General features: G+C 61.3%; 22 protein-coding genes and 1 pseudogene. 8 read left to right on the forward strand and 15 right to left on the reverse strand.

What is annotated here, in order from left to right:
• Positions 1 to 137 precede the first annotated feature (137 nt).
• Complete coding sequence (locus tag IPI01_09265) at positions 138 to 3,407, reverse strand: glycoside hydrolase family 2 (protein MBK7257973.1); 3,270 nt, start codon at positions 3,405 to 3,407, stop codon at positions 138 to 140.
• 200 nt (positions 3,408 to 3,607) lie between these two features.
• Between IPI01_09265 and IPI01_09270 the strand changes: the two genes are divergently transcribed.
• The 5 genes from IPI01_09270 (at position 3,608) to IPI01_09290 (ending at position 9,375) form a co-directional block, all read left to right on the forward strand.
• Positions 3,608 to 4,624: a UbiA family prenyltransferase gene (locus IPI01_09270; GenBank protein MBK7257974.1), complete on the forward strand. Its 1,017-nt coding sequence runs from the start codon at positions 3,608 to 3,610 to the stop codon at positions 4,622 to 4,624.
• A complete protein-coding gene (locus tag IPI01_09275; protein ID MBK7257975.1) occupies positions 4,621 to 5,547 on the forward strand; it encodes a hypothetical protein in 927 nt (308 codons plus the stop codon). Before IPI01_09270 ends, IPI01_09275 begins: the two co-directional genes overlap by 4 nt.
• Positions 5,544 to 6,584, forward strand: coding sequence for a thiamine-monophosphate kinase (locus IPI01_09280; protein ID MBK7257976.1), 1,041 nt, complete (start codon positions 5,544 to 5,546; stop codon positions 6,582 to 6,584). The genes IPI01_09275 and IPI01_09280 overlap by 4 nt, the downstream gene beginning before the upstream one ends.
• Positions 6,585 to 6,653: 69 nt before the next feature.
• Positions 6,654 to 7,973 carry an 8-amino-7-oxononanoate synthase gene (locus IPI01_09285; protein ID MBK7257977.1) on the forward strand — a complete coding sequence of 440 codons (1,320 nt, stop codon included), beginning with the start codon at positions 6,654 to 6,656 and terminating at the stop codon, positions 7,971 to 7,973.
• Positions 7,945 to 9,375 (forward strand): radical SAM protein, encoded by a 1,431-nt coding sequence (locus IPI01_09290; protein MBK7257978.1) that lies wholly within the window; start codon positions 7,945 to 7,947, stop codon positions 9,373 to 9,375. Before IPI01_09285 ends, IPI01_09290 begins: the two co-directional genes overlap by 29 nt.
• 15 nt (positions 9,376 to 9,390) lie before the next feature.
• On the opposite strand, the gene IPI01_09295 is transcribed toward IPI01_09290, so the two are convergent.
• Together IPI01_09295 and IPI01_09300 are read right to left on the reverse strand one after the other, a co-directional pair.
• Positions 9,391 to 10,110, reverse strand: coding sequence for a response regulator transcription factor (locus IPI01_09295; GenBank protein MBK7257979.1), 720 nt, complete (start codon positions 10,108 to 10,110; stop codon positions 9,391 to 9,393).
• Entirely contained in the window at positions 10,082 to 12,595 is a 2,514-nt protein-coding gene (locus IPI01_09300; GenBank protein MBK7257980.1) for a hypothetical protein, read from the reverse strand. The genes IPI01_09295 and IPI01_09300 overlap by 29 nt, the downstream gene beginning before the upstream one ends.
• 110 nt (positions 12,596 to 12,705) lie before the next feature.
• Here IPI01_09300 and smpB point away from each other — a divergent pair, with 110 nt between their 5' ends.
• The 3 genes and pseudogenes from smpB (at position 12,706) to IPI01_09315 (ending at position 14,985) form a co-directional block, all read left to right on the forward strand.
• The gene (gene smpB / locus IPI01_09305) at positions 12,706 to 13,170 is read left to right on the forward strand and encodes an SsrA-binding protein SmpB (protein ID MBK7257981.1); all 465 of its coding nucleotides are present in this window, start codon (positions 12,706 to 12,708) and stop codon (positions 13,168 to 13,170) included.
• Positions 13,171 to 14,396: pseudogene (locus IPI01_09310) on the forward strand (tyrosine--tRNA ligase).
• A gap of 61 nt (positions 14,397 to 14,457) precedes the next feature.
• Positions 14,458 to 14,985 carry an arginine decarboxylase, pyruvoyl-dependent gene (locus IPI01_09315; protein MBK7257982.1) on the forward strand — a complete coding sequence of 176 codons (528 nt, stop codon included), beginning with the start codon at positions 14,458 to 14,460 and terminating at the stop codon, positions 14,983 to 14,985.
• Positions 14,986 to 15,121: 136 nt separating this feature from the next.
• Here the strand turns inward: IPI01_09315 and IPI01_09320 are convergent, their stop codons facing one another.
• From IPI01_09320 to IPI01_09375, 12 genes are all read right to left on the reverse strand, one after another.
• Positions 15,122 to 15,916 carry a transglycosylase SLT domain-containing protein gene (locus IPI01_09320; protein ID MBK7257983.1) on the reverse strand — a complete coding sequence of 265 codons (795 nt, stop codon included), beginning with the start codon at positions 15,914 to 15,916 and terminating at the stop codon, positions 15,122 to 15,124.
• A gap of 318 nt (positions 15,917 to 16,234) precedes the next feature.
• On the reverse strand, positions 16,235 to 16,687 hold the full coding sequence (gene rpiB / locus IPI01_09325) for a ribose 5-phosphate isomerase B (protein ID MBK7257984.1): 453 nt from the start codon (positions 16,685 to 16,687) through the stop codon (positions 16,235 to 16,237).
• A gap of 200 nt (positions 16,688 to 16,887) precedes the next feature.
• A complete protein-coding gene (locus IPI01_09330; protein ID MBK7257985.1) occupies positions 16,888 to 17,328 on the reverse strand; it encodes a septal ring lytic transglycosylase RlpA family protein in 441 nt (146 codons plus the stop codon).
• 2 nt (positions 17,329 to 17,330) lie between these two features.
• Complete coding sequence (locus IPI01_09335; GenBank protein ID MBK7257986.1) at positions 17,331 to 18,419, reverse strand: mannose-1-phosphate guanylyltransferase; 1,089 nt, start codon at positions 18,417 to 18,419, stop codon at positions 17,331 to 17,333.
• Positions 18,420 to 18,449: 30 nt separating this feature from the next.
• Positions 18,450 to 18,860, reverse strand: coding sequence for a F0F1 ATP synthase subunit epsilon (locus IPI01_09340; protein MBK7257987.1), 411 nt, complete (start codon positions 18,858 to 18,860; stop codon positions 18,450 to 18,452).
• 16 nt (positions 18,861 to 18,876) lie between these two features.
• The gene (gene atpD, locus IPI01_09345) at positions 18,877 to 20,286 is read right to left on the reverse strand and encodes a F0F1 ATP synthase subunit beta (GenBank protein ID MBK7257988.1); all 1,410 of its coding nucleotides are present in this window, start codon (positions 20,284 to 20,286) and stop codon (positions 18,877 to 18,879) included.
• A 79-nt stretch (positions 20,287 to 20,365) separates the two neighbouring features.
• Complete coding sequence (locus tag IPI01_09350; protein MBK7257989.1) at positions 20,366 to 21,100, reverse strand: NAD(P)-binding domain-containing protein; 735 nt, start codon at positions 21,098 to 21,100, stop codon at positions 20,366 to 20,368.
• The gene (locus IPI01_09355) at positions 21,055 to 21,339 is read right to left on the reverse strand and encodes an NAD(P)-binding domain-containing protein (GenBank protein ID MBK7257990.1); all 285 of its coding nucleotides are present in this window, start codon (positions 21,337 to 21,339) and stop codon (positions 21,055 to 21,057) included. Before IPI01_09355 ends, IPI01_09350 begins: the two co-directional genes overlap by 46 nt.
• Positions 21,340 to 21,357: 18 nt before the next feature.
• The gene (locus tag IPI01_09360; protein ID MBK7257991.1) at positions 21,358 to 21,699 is read right to left on the reverse strand and encodes a hypothetical protein; all 342 of its coding nucleotides are present in this window, start codon (positions 21,697 to 21,699) and stop codon (positions 21,358 to 21,360) included.
• 57 nt (positions 21,700 to 21,756) lie between these two features.
• Entirely contained in the window at positions 21,757 to 22,146 is a 390-nt protein-coding gene (locus IPI01_09365; protein ID MBK7257992.1) for a response regulator transcription factor, read from the reverse strand.
• A gap of 56 nt (positions 22,147 to 22,202) precedes the next feature.
• The gene (locus tag IPI01_09370) at positions 22,203 to 22,595 is read right to left on the reverse strand and encodes a response regulator (protein ID MBK7257993.1); all 393 of its coding nucleotides are present in this window, start codon (positions 22,593 to 22,595) and stop codon (positions 22,203 to 22,205) included.
• A gap of 120 nt (positions 22,596 to 22,715) precedes the next feature.
• Positions 22,716 to 23,060: a translation initiation factor gene (locus tag IPI01_09375; GenBank protein MBK7257994.1), complete on the reverse strand. Its 345-nt coding sequence runs from the start codon at positions 23,058 to 23,060 to the stop codon at positions 22,716 to 22,718.
• Between the last annotated feature and the right edge of the window lie 89 nt (positions 23,061 to 23,149).

The raw sequence follows: 23,149 nt of genomic DNA on the forward strand, positions 1-23,149 counted from the left end.
AGTTGATCCTCCTCCGCACATGTCACAAAGTTGTCATAGCCATGCAACAAATACCGCCGCGCGAAAGGACTCCCTTCCGCGCACCGCATCACCGATCCGACCGCGCCCGGTGCAACGGTTCCGTCTGTGCCGCGTACTCACGGCCGGCTGGATCGTATCGTCACCGGGCCCAGCAGCCCCGACGGCATGAGCGCATCGGAAGGTTGCGCCGCGGGAACAGCGACCCACGTGCGGCGGTCCTTCACCGGCAGCTTGCTGTCGCCAATAAGCCGATTGGCCCAGGTATTCACCACCTCGATCTCGATCGTATTCTCCCCCTCTCTCGCCAGGTCGCCGATGCTGACCCTCCACGGCGGGGTCCATACGCCACCCGCGGCCTTCCCGTTCACCCGCACCTCGGCCATCACACCAACGCTTCCAAGATCGAGGTACAGCATCTCCCGTGTATCACGCGCGGGGAGGACGACACGTGTCGTATACGTCGCGCTCCCCGAATAGTACCGGATGCGGGCATCACGACTCTGCGCCCAATCCGTTAGAACCGGCATGAACACCGGATCCGCCGGACCACCCCTGTCCGCCTCAAACCGAATGGTCCATGGACCGTCCACACGGGCGACCGTCTTCAGCGCAGGGAAATTCACCGCCTGTGGATCATGCTGCGCCGTGTTCATTCTGTTGAAGATCACAAATGCGCTCCCGTAAGGATCCAACTCCATCAGAACGTTCGTCCGCCCCTCTCCCCCCGTGAAAACCGGCAGGTCGCGTATCATGCCCGTGACCGCGTCCCATAGTTCGGGCTGCTTGCCGGACACCCGGAATCCGAGATCCACCTGCAGCAACCGGTCGCTCTGGTTGGACACAAAATAGATGTCGCATGTACCCAGCCGGCGGTGCGTCCAGACAACAGGAGTGCTGTCCGGGAATACGAGGTCCGGCTGGATCCCTGCCTGGTCCAGAGCAAGACGCATATCCTGTGTGTTGAAGACGCGCCCCTTGCCATACGTCCCCGCGGCGGGTGCGGCCCCTCCCACACCGTTCCACAATTTCGAGGCGATCGATCGTACCTCGAGGTCCGATCGCGGATAGTCCTTGAGGCCCGGTGCTCCGTCCACCGGTGCACCGAGTATCACTGCTCCGTCCTCCACGAGGGATGCGATCTTCGCAAGCACTTCCGGCCGCATGGTCTTGACGGGCGGGAGGACCATCATCCCGTAACTCATCCCGTCGGGCAGGATGAGCCGGCCATCCTTCACGGCAAGCCGTTGGAGGATCACTTCGGCATTGATATAGTCGAACGAATACCCCGGCGGCAACTCCGGGACACGGATACCGGTCATCTTCGGGGCATCCTCGCCGATAAAATAGCACACATCATTGACCGGCAGGCCGCGCTGCAACATGAACATGCACCGGCGCTGGTAGTCGATCCATTTCCGGGACTGCTCGAACCAGGTGTTCTTTCTATTGAACTCCGTCCCGAACCATGCATTCACCCCCGGGTTCCGCTCCTCGTAGGGCTGTGAGATGCAGACATGCAATACCACATGGTTGATCCCTTCGGTGTAACTCCAATCTCCACGTTTCTTGAGCAACGCCGGGTAGCGCCGGAACGGAAGGCCCGCAGCGGTATACGACTCGGCCGACACACGACGCATACCGTAGATGTGTGCGGCCGAAGACGCCGCCCGGCATTCGATGTTGCCCAGCTCGCCTTCGTTCCAGAATTCTCCCCCGATATCATGGCTCTGTCCACCATACATCAGGAACTCGGACGGGAATCCCCAGTGCCCATAGTTCTCGAGCCACACCCGCAACCCGTGTTCGGCGCTCATATCACGGAGCCCGCCAACATAATCGTACGCAACGCGGTCTGCCACCAACCGGCGCAAGTCCCACAGGAACCGGTCCGACCGTTCGGCGGATCCGACCACTCTCCCCGTGAGGACCGGGAGCCACGGGACCGGATCATACCCGTATCGTTCCTGGAAATCCTCCGTGAGGCCTTCCGTCCAGTTCTCAGACCCTTGTTCATAGCTGTCGAGCACCACGTGCGTGAATGCGGTCCGTTCCTCCGCCGGCATGCGCCGCAGGAGTTCACCGATGAACGCGTCGAAATGTTTCTGCAGGTGCTCGCGGCTCATCTTGTCCACTTCCGGCCCGCGGCCATGTGGTACCGAAGGACTATTCTCCGTACCGGTTGGCGATGCACCGAGACGCATCACCAGCCACTCTCCTGCCGGAGCATCCCAACGCAAGGTATCGCCACCAACCAGATCCTGTGAGATATCCAGCACACCCGCCGGATCCACATACAGCGAACGGTCGTCCGCTTCTTGCTGGACGGCCCATTGGTACTCCGTCCACAACGGGAATGGGGTCTGGTGCATCTTGCCCAACTGCTTCTCGACATAACGTTCCAGTCGCGGTGCCGCCGTGAGTTCGATCTCCGCAAGCGATGCATCGGCGGCCTTCCGGCCGGAGCGCCCGGCGAAATTGCTGAGCACGAGGCGGAAATGCCGGGCCGTCACCCCGGGGAACGAGACGGTCACGTTGCCCAGTGGCATCGGCCCGACGCTGACACTCATGTTGCTCCGGTCGAACAGGAACTCTTTCACGGTGCGGAATGAATCATGATCGGCGATCTGAAGCGCGCAATCGGCGGCCCACGGCTTTTCCCCGGGCACGAGGGTGAGCGCACGGGCGGTGAAGGGGGCGCCTGTCACAAGGTCGATGGTCACGCTCTTGCTGTCGCCTGCCCCGGCAAAGGTGCACACACTCTTCCTGTCACCATCGATCGATCGTTGCGCATCCTTCAACACCGGCGATGTCGAGATCCGTGGCCGCCGGAGAGTCAGGGTCATCGCATCAGAAGGAGGCAACGGAAACGCCAGGACCCGTACATCCTGGAAGCGTTCTGTCGCGCGGGAGAGCTTCAGCACCACCGGCTTGCCGCCACTGACGCGGGTCTCGGTGCTCACAAGGTACCGCATGGCTTCGGTGCTCTTCACCCACGGCCCGCCGGATTGGCTCCACCCCGGGCAATTGAACATCCCGATGTTCACACCGACACGCTTCCCTTCCCGGATCGCGTGTTCCACCAGGCCCCACCATTCTTCACTCAACACCGGCACCTTCCCATAGGGAATATCGTCCAATCCGATGTTGCCGATGAATGCCTCACCGATCCCGACGCGAGCCATCGCTTCAAGATCGCGCGTGATCCCCTCCCGGGAGATGTTGTCGCTGATCCAATACCAGTACACCCACGGCTTTGTGGCATCGGGCGGGTGGACGAAACCCTGCGCAAGGTCCCGCGCTGCTACGGTATCGCCCTCCGCGGCATTCACTGTGCACCCGCTCATGAGCATGAGAGAGAGGATCGTTGCGAGGATACCCAACACCATGGCTGGCATGAGGATCTGACGATGGATCATAGCGTGTGCTCGGCTGATAGGTGAGAATTCCGGGACCCCTCTCCCGCGGGCAAAATACTGATTTCCGTCGGGAACCGCCACCGTCCGTTCGCCAGGGATGAAACATGCATATGTGGGGCGTTCACTGCAGGTTCTCTCCCCGAACCCACTGACCCCGATATGACCATTCCATGACATCCTCGCGGGCCGCATCGCGTACGTTGCATCAGAAACCAACGGAGGAGATGATGCACACGACAGCGCATTTCACCAGGGCCATGCTCATCACGATGAGGCCGTATTTGTTGTTCCTTTCGGGCATCACCGGCCTCGCCGGACTCGCCGCCGCAGGGCACGTGCCACCGGAGGTGACCATACCCGTCTTCATCGCGTCATTCCTTTCCTATGGATTCGGGCAGGCACTCACCGATTGCTTCCAGACGGACACCGATGCCATCTCCGCACCGTACCGGCCATTGGTGCAGGGGATCATCAGCCGGAAGGCGGTGCTCATTGCGAGCCTGGTCGGACTCACGATGTGTTCTGCCCTTTTTGCGGCGGGCAACACGATCAATCTTGCATTTGGCGCACTGGCGGTCGGTGGCCTCGCAACGTATACCTGGTTCAAACGCCGCTGGTGGGGCGGGCCGTGGTACAACGCATGGATCGTCTGCGTCCTCTTCCTCATGGGATACTTCGCCGGAATCGACGGCGATCCCATCGCATTGCCCGGGAGGATCATTCCTTTGATGATCATCGCATTCAGTGGCTATGCGAACTTTGTCATCGCCGGGTATTTCAAAGATATCGAGGCCGACAGGCAGACGGGCTACAACACCTTCCCGGTCGTCTTCGGACGCCGCCGGGCATCCCTTGTCAGCGATCTGTTCGCAGCGGCCGCGGTCACCGGACTCATCGTTCACCTGGGTATCGTGCAGAGCGCATGGACCTCAGGATGGGATGCCGTACCGGCGATCATGCTCGCGGTATGGGGGATCATGCTCAGTGTGCGGGCGCAGATCCTGCTGCACAGGAATACCGACGACCGGACGGCACACGCGCCTATCAGGCTCGTTGTGGAGAGCTACATCATCATACTGTCGGCCGCGATCGCCGCCATGCATCCGCTCTGGACGGTCCCGTTGCTCCTGTTCTACGGAGCATTTCAACTCGTCCTTCACCACAGGACGGAGGTGAGCCAGATATGATCGTGTTCGTCAATCCCCGTTCGGGATCCGGATCGGGCCTGGTACGGTGGCGCCGGATCGAACATGAGATGCGCGAGCGGTTCGGCGGGTTCCATACCGTCGTCCTGGATTCCCCTGATGCGATCCGCCGGGGTCTCCGACTCGGGAGGGTTCCCGGCGATGGCCGTGTCGTTGCAGCCGGAGGCGATGGTACCGCAAATGCACTCGTTCACGCATTGCTGAGCGCACCTCCGTCGTATGCGGCAACGTACATCCTCGGCGCGATCGGTCTCGGTTCAAGCAATGACTTCCACAAGCCCTGGAGCGACACGGCATCCATCGGTGGACTCCCGGCACGACTGGACTTCGCACGTGCATCGTGGTGCGATGCAGGACGCCTCGTGTTTGGATCGGACGGCACAATGTCCACCCGGTACTTTTTCCTCAACGCAAGCGCGGGTATCACCGCGGAGGGGAACTGCCGGTTCAACCAACCCGGACCTGTGCTCGCAGCGCTGAAACGCCTGAGCGTTCCTGCGGCCATCTTCTATGCCGCGTTGACATCACTCCTTGTGTACAGGAATACCCCGGTGACCATCACTCTCCCCGGATCGGACCCGGTTGCAGTGCCGCTGACGAATATCGGCATCCTGAAAAGCCCGTTCTTCTCCGGCGACCTGCACTACGATATCGCGCGCAACCACGAGAACGGCAGGTTCAGCGTGATCTCCTGCGAGCGGATGACCATTCCCGAACGGATCCAACTCTTCCGCTCCCTGATGCGCGGAACGACCGACGGGCTCCCCGGGATCCGTTCCTGGTCCACGCCATCGATCACCCTGGAGTCTGCCAGCCCGATGGCCATCGAATTCGATGGGGAAACCGTGCTTACGGCATCGGCCCACTTTGAGGTTGTCCCACACGCACTGAGGGTATGTCCATGACAACGACGGTACATGAACTCGCGATGATCGAATCGCTCACGCGGCATTTCACCCGCTCCCCCCGGCAGCTCAACGGACTCCAGGAAAGCGATGCCGAACTCCTCCGCCTCGGGAACGAACTCATACTGGCGGTCACGACCGACACCATTGCCGAGGAGATCACGGCCGGGCTGTACGCCGACCCCTGGCTTGCAGGATGGATGACGGTGATGGCGAATTTCAGTGACATCGCCGCGGTCGGGGCGGAACCGCTGGGGATCCTCATCGCCGAGACCATCCCCGGGGGAACGGATCCGACGGCCATCTCCCGCATGCAGGAAGGGATCCATGATGCGTGCACGACCTGTGGGACCTGGGTACTGGGTGGCGACACGAATACCGGCGATCGACTTCAACTCACCGGCACGGCGGTCGGCGTGATCAGCGGCGGCACCGCTCTCACCCGAAGGGGCATCCGGCCGGGCGACGGCATCTACTGTACAGGCCCTCTCGGCGGAGGGAATGCCTTCGCAGCGGCGGTCCTCTCGGGAGCGTCAACGCGCCCGTCATACATGCCCACGGCACGATTGCACGAAGGGCGTGCACTCCGCTCCGTGGCCACGGCATGCATGGACACGAGCGACGGACTCCTGGCAACCCTGGATCAACTCGGGCGGGTCAACAACATCGGATTCGAACTCCAGCCGGATTGGGAGGCGTTCCTCGGCACCGGGGCCCTCTCGTGCGCCCGCGCGATGGGGCTGCCTGCATGGCTCTTCCTTGCTGGTCCTCATGGAGAATTCGAACTTGTCTTCTCCGCACCGGAACCCTTCTCCGCGGGTGGCAGGGGTTCTCTGACCATTGGTGGCAGAGCCTGTCCGCGCATCGGACGGGCAACCGCAGGCGACGGGATCGTTGTACCCGGCGTGGGGTCGTTCGGGGCCTCCCAGCGTGCGGCCATCCGCAACATGGACCCGCCGGATGGCAGCAGCATGAGGGCGTATGTCGCAGAGCTCATGAATATCGCCGCTTCTGCACAGTATTCTACACCTTCTTGACAAAAGCATGACATGCCGGGTGCTTGCGCCGGGTATATTGCACCAGGTTGAACAACAGGAGATCCGATCATGACACACGAGCAGGAGTACCGGGGTGGGGAGAACTTCGATCTGCGGGAGATGCTTCTCCGCGGGCGGCATATGCGGCTCACCGACCGCACACGGTTCTTCGGTGGGTTCCTGAGGGACCTGGAGGAGCACGGTGAGCTTCTGACACGGCGTTGCATCGCTTCAGCGGCCGACCGCGAAGTGCTGGTGGCCGATCCGGTGACAGGCGTGGCCCGGCCCATGCTCATGTTCGGATCCAATAATTATCTCGGCCTCGCAACACATCCACACCTGCGTGCGCGGGCAGAGGCGGCGCTCCGCGAGTTCGGGGCAGGCGTGGGTGGCCCGCCTCTGCTCAACGGCTACACCACGTTGCACCGGGAACTCGAACGGCGCCTGGCAGCACTCAAAGGTGCCGAGGATGCACTCGTGTTCGCCAGCGGGTATGCGGCCAACGTCGGATTGGTGGCCGGGCTCATGCAGAAGACCGACACGGTGTACTACGATGCCTACAGCCACGCCTCCTTCTGCGACGGCATGAAGATGACAGGGGTCCAGGCACATTCCTTCCCGCACAACGATGTGCATGCCCTCCGCGCCATGCTGGCGGCCGCAGGCAACGAGCGGACCGGTGACCGGTATGTTGCGGTGGAAGGCGTGTACTCCATGGATGGCGATCTTGCACCGCTTCCTGAACTCGTGGCCCTCTGCCGCGAATTCGATGCGATCCTTCTTGTCGATGACGCACATGGCACGGGCGTCATGGGCGCGAACGGCGGAGGGACCGCCGAGCATTTCGGCATCAAGGGCGATATCGCCATCAGCATGGGCACCTTCAGCAAGACCTTCGCCGTCACCGGTGGCTTCATCGCCGGCCCGAAGCCCGTGATCGACTATCTGCGATACTTCGCACGGCCGTACATGTTCTCTGCCTCGCTCTCCCCCGTGGTCGTCGCAACGGTCCTGGCCGGCCTCGATGTCCTCGAGGAGGAACCGGAGCGCCGCTGGCACCTGAGGCAGAACATCGCCTATGCCGCAGCATGCCTGCATCGCATCGGATTCGAGGTGCACCCGGAGACCGCGATCATCCCGTTGATCGTGCCGGAGTGGATGGACATCCGCCGCGCATCGCGGATGTTCCACGAGAAGGGGATCTTCGTGAATTCGATCGAGTACCCCGCGGTACCGGTCACCCAGCAACGCTTCCGCATCAGCATCATGGCAACGCACACCGGCAATGACATCGATCGGCTCACCAGGGCCGTGCGCGAGGTCTGGGATGCATGCCGGCACGACCAGGAGGAAAAGGACCATGACACGACACAGCTCCACGCAGCCTGAGCGCATGACGATCCAGATCATCGTCCTCTTCCAGAACCTCGGCGAGGACGATCCCTACTACGCGCAGAGTCCGGCACCGCCGCTCCCCGGGCTGCTCCTCGCGGCACTCACGCCCCCGATCGTGGACGTGGAGGTACTCCACGAAATGGTGCGACCGATCGATTACACCACGGCGGCGCAATGCATCGCCCTCAGCTTCATGGATTACCTTGCACCGCACGCGTATGAGGTCGCTGCCCGGTTCCGCGCCATGGGCAAGACCGTCATCGGCGGAGGCAAGTTCGCCTCGACCTTCCCTGACGAGGTACAGCCTCACTTCGATGCGATCCTCGTGGGTGAGGCACAGACGATGTGGCCGCGCATGGTGGAAGACCTCGTCGCAGGCCGGCTGCAGCCCCGGTACGATGCGCCACCGGACAGTTGTCTTGCGGATATGCCGCCTCCCCGGTACGACCTGGCAGAGTCCGCGTACATGACGCCGATGGTCACCGAGGCCACACGGGGGTGCCCGCATCCATGCACGTACTGTCAGCTGAACATCCGTCGGGCCCCCCACCGGACGCGGCCGGTGATGGATGTCATCCGCGACCTGACCAACACGCGGGGTCTGCCGTGGTACAAGCGGAAGATGGCGATGCTCCTCGACAACAACCTCGGCGGCGACCTGAAGTACGCGAAGGAACTGCTCGGCGAGATCGCGAAGCTCCGGCTGTGGGGGCTGGGTGCCCAGTTCAGCATCGATGCGTTGCGCGACAAAGGGTACATCGACGCGCTTGCGGCCGCGGGATGCCGGATGGCATTCCTCGGGATGGAGTCGCTTTCACCGGCGAGCCTGAACGATGTGCAGAAGCGGCAGAACAACGTGGAGGAGTATCGCGAAGCGTTCGCGAAGCTGCACCGGCTCGGCATCCTCACGTTCACCGGGCTCATGTTCGCGCTGGACGAGGACACCGAAGAGTATTACCGGCGGCTTCCCGTGCTTCTTGATGAAGTAGGAACGATGGTGATCCTGCCGTCGATCGCGATCCCGATCTACGGCACGCCGCTGTACAGGAAGGTCGTACAGGAAGGCAGGCTGGTGGATGCGGATCTCTCACACTATGAGGGCGATCACCTGGTATTCCGGCACAAGCAGCTGACCCCGGAGCAGATCCACGAAGCCTACCGGACGGTCGTGCTCGGCTTCTACCGCTGGCCCTCGATCCTGCGGCGGTGGTGGCGGTTCATGAGGATGCAGGAGCGGCACGAGCCGCTGCCGCGGTTCCTCTTCCGGCTCGTGATCTCGTCAGGGATCTACTTCAAACTGTCCATCTTCCAGCGGCATCATGCGCTCATCCGGATCGCGCAGGGCCCGGGCCGGTCGTCGGTGGGCCATGCGGACGGACTGCGTGCGGTGGCCTGAGGGAGATCGCGGAGCTCAGGGCGGGGAGCCCCGTCTGCCCTTTCTGTCATCTTTGTCTTTGACGAACTTATACCCTGCTGTATGCACCGTCAGGATGTGCGCCGGCGCCGTGGTCTTGCCCTCCAACTTCTTCCGGAGCGCAAGGATGTAATTGTCGACCGTCCTTGTCGTCGGGAACTGTTCGTATCCCCAGACATCGTTCAGCAGCATGTCGCGCGTGACCACCTCGCCCTCGTGCATGATCAGGTACTTCAAGACGGCATACTCTCTGACCGAGAGTTTGACCGGCTTGCCATTGAACTGCGCTTCCTGCTTCTTGAAATCGACGACCGCTTTGCCGAAGGCATACTCTTCCAGATCGCGCTTGACCCCCCGCTCCCTCCGCAGGAGCGCCCGCAACCGGGCGAGGAGCTCCCGGACGCTGAAGGGCTTCGTCATGTAGTCATCCGCGCCCTTCTCCAGCCCCATCACTTTGTCCATCTCCTGGCTTTTGCTCGTGAGCATGAGGATGGGCGTGGGAACCCCGGCATCGCGGAGTTGTTGACAGACATCTTCTCCATTGATATCGGGCAATCCGAGATCCAGGATGATCACATCCAGGTTCTCCTTCTTGCCCAGATCCAGGGCCTTCGTACCGGTTGCTGCGGTCAGGACCTGGTAGTGCTCTGCGGCCAGAACCTCTTCCAGTCCGTTCCTGATCGCTGCATCATCTTCGACGACGAGTATGCGCTTCATGCTGTAGGACTCCCGGGTGTGCGCTGTGTAGGGGGAAGAGAAGAATGAATTCCGAGCCCTGTCCGGGCACGCTGCGAACCTCCACACTGCCGCCGTGCGCATCCATGATGTGTTTCACGACGGACAATCCTATCCCCACGCCCTGCACCTTGCCCGGCAATGAGGGGTCGCGGTAGAATGTATCGAAAAGCCGTGGCAGCACGTCCTGTCTGATCCCGATCCCCCGGTCCTTCACGCCCAGGGTGACGGCGGAGCCGGTTCGTGCAGCGGCAATGGTGATCCGCCGGTTGTCCGGCGAGTACTTCATGGCGTTCGTCAGGAGGTTCAGCACTGCTTCCCTGACCGCATCAGGATCGGCACGCACAGAGAGCGGGGCCCGGCCGGTGGGGAGCTTCACTTCCACGGTGAAGCCATCCTTGCTGAACTGATAGGACATCAGGCGCAGGACCGACCGGATCACCTTACGCAGGTCGACCGCCTGCATGGTATACTGGACCGCTCCCCGCTCGATGCGTGCGGAATCCAGGATGGTCGTCACCATGCGGTTCAGCCGGTCCGCTTCCCCCTGGATCACGGCAAGATGGTCCTTTGCCTTGCGGTCCAGCCGTGGCAGTTGCGCCTGGAGCAGTTCAGCATACATCTTGATCGATGTGAGCGGCGTGCGAAGGTCGTGGGAGACATACGATACGAAATCCGACTTCATGGCGTTCAGCACCTTCAACCGTTCTTCCGCCTGCTGGAGTTCGAGGTAGGCCCGGGTGAGCAGGATACGCTCGATCTCCGTCCCGGCACTCCCGCAGACGGTGGTGAGCAGGTCGACGTCCTCGTTGCTGTAGCGGGTGCCTGCCCGCTTGGGTCCGCAGATCAGAATGGCGGTGAGCGATGCTTGTTCTTTTGCGACCATCGGGATCGCCAGGACGATACCCCATCGTTCGCGGACCTGCGGAGGGAGGGGTGCACACGGGAGTCCCGGCTCCACGTACTCCGCACATCCAAGCGGCCCACGCTCGCCGGACCAGAGGTCCTTCGCCCGTGTGGGGACATCGCCGTCGCTCTGATATCCGGCCCACGCGAGCTTCTCGAGCGTGTCACCCTCCTTGTGCGTGAGGAGCAGTGCGATCTTCTCCATGGGGATCACGCCGGGCAGATCGGTGATGACGCGCTCGCCCAGCGAATCCAGGGAGTGCGACCGCACGATCCCTTCGAGAAGCCGGCGGCCTTCCAACCGGAAATTATAGCGCACCCTGAAGTAGCGGCGGTCGACGCCGTTCTGCACAGCACGCCGCAACGGCTCAAAGGAGAGCGCCATGACGATGGCAGCAAGGGCGGACACGATGGCAGATGTCTCGTGTGCCATCTCCGTTGCCAGAGCCGCGGCTCCGCCGACGATCACGGCGTAGATCAGGACGAGCGCACCCATCACGACAGTGTACACCACGCTGCGTCCGAGCAGCATGTCGATGTCCATGATATGATACCGCACGATCGAGATGCCGAACGCCACGGGGATGGCACCGGATGCGAGCAGCATGACCTCTTCGGGCACGAGGGCATAGGAGAGAGCGATCGAGGGGATCACCCAGAGTCCGACGAACGGGATGAATCCGACGAAGAGCCCCCAGACCACCCAGCGGAGCCTGCGGCGTTCAGGCTCTTCTCCTGCATGGACGTAGGAGTGCCGGATGCCGATGAGTCCTGCGAGGACGAGGGCGATCAGGAAGTAGCGCGTGATGGTAAAGATCCGGAGATGGATGTGGAAGTCAGAGACCAGCCCCGTTTCTGCCGCGTTCACAAAGGAAGCGCTGCTTGCTGCGGCGAGCAGGGCGGCAAGGACATAGAGTGCTCCCTGCACGATCCGGCCGGCATGGAGTCCGCGGGGCCTGGGGAACAGGCGGATAAAATGGAAGAAGAAGACGGGCACGAACGCGTAGGCGGACGAGAACACCACGCGGAGCACGATGCCGGTCACTTCCGGAAGCGGCCCGACGTGGCCCCACGTGGTGGAGAGCATCACGGCGGTACCGACCGATCCGGCGTGGTACATCCGCGCGGCCGGGTCGTCCGGCCGGCGGGAGCGGACGAACACGCCGACAAGATAGAACAGGCCGCTGACCAGGATGACGATGATCAGGTAGGACAGTCCGTAGTACGGAACGAGGGGGACGCGGATCGTTTCGCGGCTCGCGGCGCGGTCCACCGTACACGAGACGGTGTCACCGCTATGGCGCGCATCGAGAAGGAACTCCACGTCCTCGACGAATGCAAGGGTCTGCCCAGCGATGGCGACAAGGCGGTCCCCGGCATGGAGCATCGGATGTGCGTGGACATCGGTGACACGGTCCACGAACACCTGATGGGAAGTCTCGATGAGGCCGATCCCCAGGCCGGCTTTCTGCTCGATATGCAGGATCCCCGCACAGCAGACGACGAACGCGAGAAGATCGAGGACGATGACCGGCCGGCGCAGATACTGGGACAGAGGCATAGGATGCTCTCCGGTGGTTCGGGAATATACGGTTTCTCATCATCCCGCGCCAGAGGATTGCTTTTCCTATCGGATTTCGGTATACTATGCGGGCAAAAACCGACGGGACGATGGCAAAGAAGGAGACGGCGGAAGACAGGGCCGTCGCGACCAACCGCAAGGCCCGACACGAGTACGTTGTCCTTGATTCATTCGAGGCAGGTATCGTGCTGACCGGAACGGAGGTCAAATCGCTCCGTTTGGGGAATGCGAACATCGCCGAAGCATGGGCTCAGATCAAGAACGGCGAGGTGTGGCTGAATGATATGCACGTCAGCCCGTATGAACAGGGGAGCTACGCTAATGTCGACCCCCTCCGGAAGCGGAAGCTTCTCCTCCACAGGAAGGAGATCCGCAAGATCAACGGACGGCTGGGTGAAGCGGGGCTGACCCTTGTTCCATTGAAAGTGTATTTCCACAACCGGCACGCGAAGGTCCTCATCGGGATCTGTCGCGGCAAACGCGAACACGACCGCAGGGACGATATTGCGCGCCGGGAGGCAGAGCGGGACATCAGAAGGAACTATGCACGGTAGATGATCGAGCAGTTTCCACCTCTTAACGAGCAGATGGATGAGATCAGGCGGGGCACTGCCGAGATCATCCGTGAAGAAGACCTCGCCAAAAAGATCGAGTCCTCTCTCCAGGCCCACAAGCCCCTCAGGATCAAGCTTGGCTGTGACCCGAGCAGGCCGGATCTGCATCTTGGCCATTCCGTTGTTCTCCGCAAGCTCCGTCAATTCCAGGACCTCGGTCACCACGCGATCCTGATCGTCGGCGATTTCACCGGGATGATCGGCGATCCTTCCGGCCGCAACAAAACACGCCCTGCCCTGACCTCGCATCGACACGCAAGAACGGTCAGTCCTACTTCGAGCAGGCCACGAAGATCCTCTCCGCAAAGAAGATCGAGATGGTGTACAACTCCGAATGGCTCGGCAAGATGAGCTTTGCGGACGTCATCAGTCTCGGCGCCAAGTACACGGTGGCGCGGATGCTGGAGCGCGACGATTTTGAGAAGCGGTACAAGGCCGGTGAACCGATCAGCATGCATGAGCTCCTCTACCCTCTCGCGCAGGCCATGGATTCCGTGGCGGTACGGTCGGACGTTGAACTCGGCGGGACGGACCAGAAGTTCAACCTGCTGGTAGGCCGCGACATTCAGCGCGAGTTCGGGCAGGACCCGCAGGTGACGCTCACGATGCCCATCCTCGCCGGCACCGACGGTGTCGAGAAGATGAGCAAGTCGCTGGACAACTATATCGGCATCAGCGACGAGCCGCAGCAGATCTATGGCAAGACCCTGTCGATCCCGGACACACTGATCTACGATTACATGCTCCTGGCGACCATGATGCCGGCCACGGAGCTGGCGGAAGTGCGGCAGCAATTCGACAAAGGCACGGCGAACCCCCGCGACCTCAAGCGCCGGCTTGCACGTGAACTTGTAGCGTTGTATCATTCCCCGGCGGCAGCGACCGCGGCGGAGGAAGAGTTCGACCGCATCTTCGTCAAGAAGGACCTGCCCGATGAGATACCGGAGATGCGATGTGCCGGATCATCGGCGGGGATCCTGCAGGTCCTCACGGACACAGGAATGGCCTCATCGAAAGGTGAGGCCCGGCGCCTGATCGAACAGGGAGGCGTCTCAGTGGATGGCCAGCGTGTTGCCGACCCGGCGGCTACCATCGATTTCAGCAAGGGCGTCATCGTGAAGGTCGGGAAGCGCAAATTCATGCGCGTCCTGCCCGGTGAACCATGATCATTGACATCACCATGTGATAGAGAGAAAGGGAGATGAGGAATTGTACGTCCCGTCAAAAATGTTCTTCACCAAGGGGGTAGGCCGTCACAAGGACTATCTTCAGTCCTTTGAATTGGCATTGCGCGACGCCAAGATCGAGAAGTGCAATCTCGTTACCGTGTCCAGCATCTATCCCCCGGGGTGCAAACGGATCCCGACGGAAGACGGACTGAAGCAGCTCCAACCCGGGCAGATCACCTTTGCCGTGATGGCGCGGAATGCGACCAACGAACCGAACCGCCTCGTCGCGGCATCGATCGGCGTCGCCACGCCTGCCGACATCAGCCAGTACGGATACCTGTCCGAACACCATCCCTTCGGTGAAACCGACGAGAAGGCCGGCGAATACGCTGAAGATCTGGCCGCCACGATGCTTGCCAGCACGCTGGGCGTGGAGTTCGATCCTATGCTTGGCTGGGATGAACGCGAGAAGGTTTACAAGATGAGCGGCAAGATCGTCAAGACCTATAACGTGACACAGTCGGCGGAAGGCCACAAGGATGGGATCTGGACCACCGTTGTGGCGTCTGCGATCCTCCTCCCCTGAGAGGCGAGTACCACGGGGGTGAACACGAAGGCCCGGAGACAGGGTTGGCGCGCTCGCGCTTCCCTCTCTCCGGGCCTTCTTCGGAGCTCTTCCGGCTCACTGCCCGCCGCCGCGTTCACCGGACGACAGGGCGCTGTCAGTTCAGCATCAGGCGGTAGTCATCGTAGTGCGCCATGACGTTTTCCACGTACTTCACGGTCTCCCGCGCATTCCCGAAATATCCCGCCTTCGGCTTCTCCCCATTCCACACGCTGCGGTGCAGCGAATCGTATCGTCGCGAGAGCAGCGGGAGCATATCACGGATCGACTCCCACGCGAGCGGATCCTCGTGCAGATACGCCGCGAGTTCCTGGGCATCATAGACACGTCCGATACCCGCATTGTAGGCAGCGAGTGTCAGCTTGATCCGGTCTGCTTCCGGGGCGCCCTTGAAGAGCCCGTACAACTGGCGCATGTAGTAGACCCCGCCACGAATGTTATTGCTGGGGTGGCTCAGGTCTTCGATGGACAGATCACGCGCGATATCCTCGCTCGTGCCGGGCATCAACTGCATGAGGCCATACGCACCTCGGCCACTCTCCGCGGTGGGAGAAAAACGTGATTCCTGCTTCATGGTGGCAAGAACGAGCCGCCAGTCGAACCCATGGCGTTCAGCATTCTGTTTGATCGTGGCACCGTATAGCTGCACGATCGCAAGTGTTGAGGCGTCGATCAGGGGGGCCGACTGACCCGCATCCTGCAGCGAAGCTGCCGGAGCGTTCAGGTTCCCCTGTGACCGATCCAACCCGGTCTTGCGCAATCCACCGTCGCCGAACGGCGTACAACCGGCGAGGAGCGCTGCCGAGCAGAGGGCGATCAGTATGCATTGTTTCAGCATAAGCTGTCCTTCCGGGTCGATGATGTCGTTCGCTGTGATCGAAGCGGTCCCCATATCCCCGCACCACGGAGATGCTGTCCGTCCAACTCCTTCTTTCGGAAGTCGTTACCAAAGAACGGTGACCCACAGCTTCCACAGACCGATCCTACTTCACTTATATAACACCGGTATGGGGGGTAAAGTTGCACTGCGACTGAACTTGCAAGCGCTGTGCCACGAAAAAAACTCCCCTTTCCGGTCCGGATTCTGCATTCGCAGATTTTTTCAGGTCGACTATTGTCCAGATGAACACCGGACTGACCCCAAAAAGAAGGAGACCGATCTCTCGACCGGTCTCCCGTCACATCCACATTCTCTTACACGAACACCCAATCAGGGGCGATACTTCTTCTCCACACCCGTGATCTTGTTGACGCGCGCTTCATGCCGCCCGCCGGCGAATGGCGTACGGAGGAAAATGTTCACGATCCCCTTCGCCACTTCGCTGCCTATCACGCGGCTTCCCAGCGTGAGGACATTTGCATTGTTGTGCTCGCGTGCGTTGCGTGCCATGAACTCGTTCACGCAACAGGCGCCAAGGATCCCCGGAACCTTGTTCACCGTCATGCACGACCCTATGCCCGCGCCATCGATCATGATCCCCAGACCCGCCCCGCCACCAGCCACGCGCACAGCCACGGCATGGGCGAGATCGGGGTAGTCGCAGGGATCGGCGCTCCGCGTCCCGACATCCTCCACACGTACACCCATGGCGTTCATGAATTCGATCAGCTCCGCCTTCAACGCGAACCCGCCATGATCCGAACCTATCGCAACGGAGGGCATATCCGCGGACGCGGGAGCGGTTCCCCCGACGGCAGCCGACGGGACCACCGGAATGGTGTCGGTGCGCTCGATCGTGACCTTCTTCTCCTGGGCGGCGTCCGCCGCAAGAGGGGTCACGATCGTTCTCCGCGGCACCGTCAGCCGGGTCTTCCCCTGCGCTGCGGCGATGCGGACATCCTGTTCGGTGAGGAGCTGGCGTTTCATTCTGCTATCGGTGTTCCGGGTGAACCGAGTTCGAGCACCTCGAGGCGGACCGGCCCGGTGCCCTGTGCAATGAGTCCAATGCGCTGTGCAGCCGCGAGGGAAAGGTCGATGACCCGGTCGTTCTTGAACGGCCCGCGGTCATTGATCCGCACCACGACCGATTCTCCCGTCTGCTGATAGGTCACGCGAACCAGCGAATTGAACGGCAGCGTCCTGTGCGCTGCCGTGAGTTGATGCATATCGTACACTTCCCCGTTCGCCGTCGGCTTCCCATCGAACTCGTGCGCGTAGTATGATGCGATGCCCGCAAGTTGATGCACCGACCCGTCGCGCGAGGGCGGAGGGGTGGACGACGTGAAGCGGGGCGACGTGGTACCGCAACCGGTCAGGAGCAGGACGCACACCAGCACACTTGTCCGGAGGCCGCGCCGCACCATGTTCACAGGTAATCGTTCATCTGCTTGCGCTTCAGGTAGTCCGCGATCTCTTTCACTTCCTGTGAGCGCTCGCGCCTGCAGATCAAGAGTGCATCGTCGGTGTTCACGATGATGAGGTCCTCGACCCCGATCGTCGCAACGACCTTGCCCGGCGAGTACACATAGCAGTTCTTCGTGTCCTTCTGGATCACCGACCCGGTGATCGTATTGCCGCCGGAATCCTTGCCGGAGATCCGGTAGACCTCATCCCAGGACCCGATATCGCTCCAACCGAAGTCGCCCGGGATGCAATACACACGTTCCGACTTCTCCATGATGCCGTAGTCGATGGAGATGCTGCGGATGATGCCGTAGGCCTGTTCCACTGCCGCAGCATAATGCTGGGTCCCGATGGTCTGATCGATCTTCATCAGCTCGGCATACAGTTCCGGCAGCAGGCGCTCGATCTCGCTGAGGATGGCATCGGCGCGCCAGACGAACATGCCGCTGTTCCACAGGAAGTCGCCGCTCTCAAGAAAACGCTGTGCCGTCTGAAGATTCGGCTTCTCGGCGAAGGTCTTCACCTTCATCACCCCGCGTGCAGCGTACGGATTGTGGGCGCCGGCCTCGGTGAAGATCTGGATGTACCCGTACCCGGTCTCGGGGTGGCGGGGCTTGATCCCGATGGTCAGGAGGCTCGATGATTCATACGCCGTTTCGGAGGCAACACCGAGGATGCGGAGGAACTCCTCGTCGTTCTGAATGACGTGGTCCGCGGGCAGCACGACCATGACCGCATCGGGATCGGCGCGGCGGCAATGCAATGCCGCGAGGCCGATGCACGGCGCGGTGTTGCGGCCGACGGGTTCGTCCAGGATGTTGTCTTCAGGGACGTAGGAGAGCTGTTTCGCCAGGAGGGCCCGCTGCATCTTGTTCGTGATGATGAACAGATTGCGGGGATCGATCATCCGCTTCAGACGTCCCGCGGTGCTCTGGATCATCGTTTCTTTTCCGGTGATCTCGAGCGCCTGTTTGGGCGTCTTCTCTCTGCTGCGGGGCCAGAAGCGGGTACCGACCCCACCGGCCATGATGACGCCAAAGACTGTGGGCATGCCTATGAGTTCCGGATGGAAATGATGGGATCAGGACACGCCGGCGACGCGCAGACGGTTCATTGCCCGGTGGAGTGCCGCTTCAGCCCGAGCGGCGTCAACTTGCGCTTCACGCTTGTGCAGACGCTCTGCGGCACGGTCGCGGGCTGCCCGCGCACGCGCCACATCGATATCCTCGGCGCGCTCTGCACTGTCCAGCATGGCGATCACGTGATTCTCCCGCACCTCCAGGAAGCCGCCGCCGGTCGCATAGATATGCGTGGCGCCGCCGGCCTCCTGCACCTGGACCTTGCCCGGTCCGAGTGCTGCGAGGAGTGGTGCATGGCCATAGAGGACCTGAAAGCCTCCCTGGACCCCGGGCGCACTGATGCTGACGGCCTGAATCTTCAGCACGGTCTGCTCGGGGGTGATGATCTCAACTGCAAATGGTCTGTCGAACATGCGATACGCTCCTGGATCAGGCGTTCATGATCTGCTTGGCCTTCTCCTCTGCCTCTTCGATCGACCCGACCATCAGGAATGCCTGTTCGGGAAGATGGTCGTACGTGCCTTCACAGATCCCCTTGAAGCCGCGGATCGTGTCCTCGAGTTTCACATACTTCCCTGCCTGTCCCGTGAACTGCTCGGCCACGGAGAACGGCTGCGAGAGGAACTTCTGGATCTTGCGGGCACGGGCCACGGTGATCTTGTCCTCATCGGACAACTCGTCCATGCCGAGGATGTTGATGATGTCCTGAAGGTCCTTGTAGGTCTGCAGGATCTCTTTCACGCGGCGCGCTACATCGTAATGCTCCTGGCCGACGATCGCCGGCTCGAGGATGCGGGAGGTTGAATCGAGCGGGTCCACCGCAGGATAGATACCCAGCGCGGAGATCTGGCGGCTCAACACCGTGGTGGCATCAAGATGCGAGAACGTCGTTGCCGGCGCCGGATCCGTCAGGTCGTCTGCAGGGACGTAGATGGCCTGCACGGACGTGATGGACCCCTTCTTCGTGGAGGTGATGCGCTCCTGCAACTCGCCCATCTCGGAACCCAGGGTCGGCTGGTACCCCACGGCCGATGGCATGCGTCCGAGAAGTGCGGACACTTCCGAACCCGCCTGCACGAAGCGGAAGATATTGTCGATGAAGAGCAGCACGTCCTTCCCCTCTTCGTCACGGAAATATTCGGCCATGGTGAGGGCCGTGAGACCGACACGCTGGCGTGCACCCGGCGGCTCGTTCATCTGTCCGAAGACCAGCGCGGTCTTGTCGATGACCCCCGACTCCTTCATTTCCATCCAGAGGTCATTGCCTTCACGCGTGCGTTCGCCGACGCCGCCGAACACCGAGATACCGCCGTGCTGCTTCGCGATATTATTGATGAGTTCCATGATGATGACCGTCTTGCCCACGCCCGCACCGCCGAAGAGGCCGGTCTTCCCGCCCTTGCAATACGGTTCGAGAAGGTCGATGACCTTGATGCCGGTCTCGAACATCTCCTTCTTCGTGGAGAGGTCTTCGAATGCAGGAGCTGCACGATGGATCGGGTAGTGCTTCTCGCACTTGATCTCCCCGAGGCCATCGATCCCTTCGCCGGTGACGTTGATCAGCCGTCCGAGCGTTCCGGGCCCCACCGGCACCGTGATCGGTGCACCGGTGTCCACGCATTTCAGCCCACGGGACAGACCATCGGTCGAATCCATGGCGACGGTCCGGACGCGATTGTCGCCCAGGTGTTGCTGTACTTCCACGACCAGGTTCTCGTCCTGACCTTCCGTGCTTCTGCGGGCGATGGTGACGGCGTTAAGGATGGAGGGGAGGGCGCCGCCGGAAAAATCGATGTCGACAACCGGTCCGATGACCTGAACAATCGTTCCTTCGTTCATTCGTAGTCCTCAGTTCTGATCCAGTGGAACAGGGAAAGCTGCATATTGACACCAAAAGTACGAAAAGGACATGCAAGAATCAAGAAATCCGGTTCCGGCGGGCCAGGATCGCCCGGGCGATCGTCTCCCCGTGCAGGCGGCCGTTCTCCACGAAAATGGTGTTCGTATTCTTCCCGGCAACGACGGATCCGGCCACGAACAGTCCGGGAACGTTCGTCTCGAACGTTGCATCCGCCACACGGGGGGCCAGCGATACAGGATCCAGGTCCACTCCAGCCCGGCGAAGCAGGCCGGAATCAGGCCCGAATCCCACCATCACAAACACGAAGTCTGCAGGCATCGATCGTTCCACGCCCCCCACCTCAACGACCACCGTGTCCGGAGAGAGAGAGCGGACGGTCGCACCAAAAACGGCCTTGATCTGGCCCGCCTTGATCCGATTCTCGCAATCGGGTTGGATCCAATACTTCACACCCGTACTCAGCGAAGGGCCGCGGTGTACAAGGGTGACGTGGGCATCATGGCGGTACAGATCCAGCGCAGTTTCAACGGCAGAATTCCTCCCGCCCACGACAACGACCCGCATTCCTGCGTAGCGGAACGGCTCATCATAATAGTGCATCACGTGGGGCAGGTCTTCCCCGGAAACGCCCAGGCGTACCGGCTGATCGTAGTACCCCGTGGCGATGACCACATGCGTCCCCTCGATCTCCTTTCCCGCAGCGGTGTGAACAACGAAGCTCCCCGCCTCACGCCGCTGGATATCCGTCACCAGCTCATGCGTGAGGATATCAAGTCCGAACTGGCGTGCCACCCGCAGATAGTAGTTGAGTGTATCAACCCTTGTGGGGCGGACGGTCGGAATGACGAACGGCACGTCCCCGATCTCGAGCAATTCGGGGTGGAGAACCAGGTCATCTGCACCGGGAATCGGCGGATCGCATCGGCGACACTCCCCTGTTCTACGATGGTGCAGCGGAGGCCGGCACGCGTTGCAGCGATGCCGCACGCGAGGCCCGCCGGACCTGCACCTATGACAATGACATCCTTCATGCCGATACTCGATCGTGGTCAGTTGAAATTGAAGCGGGTGACGCGGTGAACGTGAATAGGATGCCGGCCCGTCGTGTCCGGTTCTTCGACGATGCAGACCGGGCACTCCTCTCCCGGAGAAAAGGGAATGAGAAGGTCGGCCATCCCCGCGGGAAGCTCGCCGTCAAAGAGTTCCCGGGCAAGGCGATCGGCAGAGTAGAATGCGTAGTGCACACCTGCAAAGTCCTGCGCCTCGCGATAATCATCGGGGAAGAAGACCAGTGCGCCGCGATCGGTTCCCTGAGAGGAAGAACGCCCGAAGTCGTCGAGGAGTTCACCGGCATGTGCATAGACCGCAGCGCAGAGATCAGGATAGGTCATGGACAGAAAGGACGGGATATCGTGTGGTATCGCCGGGGTTGTGACCGTGCACGCGGGTCACACAAAGCCAAACCGCTTGAGGTGAGCTACCAGGTCTGCCATCTGGATCGGCTTCACGAGATACGCGTCGCACCGCTGGATGGCCTCCATCACGGTTTCGCGGTCACCGAGCGCAGAGACCATGATGATGCGGGCACGCTTCCCATCGGGGATGCCATAGTCCACCTCCATCTGGCGAACCTCCTTCAACACCGCCTGGCCGCTCTTGCGCGAAAGCATGATATCGAGACACACGAGATCGTAGTGTTGCTTCTTCTCCAGTGCAGCCTTGAACAGTGTCACGGCTTCCACGCCGTCGGTGGCGACATCGGTCGTGCCAAACGACAACAAGTATCGTTGTATGACCATCCGACTGGCAAAATCGTCATCTACGACCAACGCATTCATGAATGCTCCTGGATCCTACGCTGTTCCATGGAAAGACACACTCCGCTTGGTCCTGCTCACCGCGCAAGGCCAAAGCGTTGAAGATAAAACATCAGATCCGACATATGGATCGGCTTCACGAGGTATGCGTCGCACATCGCGATGGCCTCGAGCAGGTTTTCCTTGTCATCGAGCGCGGTCGTCATGACGATCCGTGCAGCCGTGTGCTCGGTGAATCCCCGCTCCTTCTCGATGGCCCTCATTTCCCGGAGGACATGCTGGCCATCCATTCCCGGAAGCATGATGTCGAGACAAACGAACTGGAACGATTCTCCGCGTTCCACCGCGTCCCGGAACGCCTGAACAGCCTGCAATCCATCGACCGCCGTGGTGATCTTTCCGAAGGGCTTGAGATACCGCTCCAGCAGGGCAAGCCCGGTCGCGTCATCTTCAACAATGAGACAGTTCATTCGTCCGGCGATCAACGTGAGAGCACAGATCGGTTATCCCGATCCGGCACTTGCCCATCAAGATAGGGTGAAGAGAGCCCAGAATCAACAACACGCGGGCATCGACGTGAATTCCCTTCGTCAGCGGACAACATAGCCGCTTTCTGCAAGATAGGCCCCCACCCTTTCCTGCTGGTCGCCCTGGATCTCGATCGTGCCCTCTTTGACGGTTCCCCCCGCCCCACAGTGCTGTTTCAGGGCCCGGGCAATACGTTCCATGGTCTGGGGGTCGTGCCCCAAACCGGAGACGACCGTGACCGCCTTCCCTTTCCTCCCACCTGTTTCGAGGCGGATGCGTACCTGCCGTCCTTTCCCATCGGTCACGGTACCAGGACGCTTCCCCTCCGGTGCCGGAGCCACCTTCCCGGTGTCGGGGAGGAGTGCCTTGAGGTCTTCGAGTGAATGCAGGCGCTTCTGAACAGCCATGGCGAACGCGATCCTTGAGGAGAAGGGGTTCCGCACCCTACGTCTCTATGGCGATGCGGTGGTCACAGGGAAAGTAGAAAACCTGCCGG

The sequence above is a fragment of the Ignavibacteriota bacterium genome (genome assembly GCA_016707525.1).
Classification (GTDB): domain Bacteria; phylum Bacteroidota; class Ignavibacteria; order UBA10030; family UBA6906; genus JAGDMK01.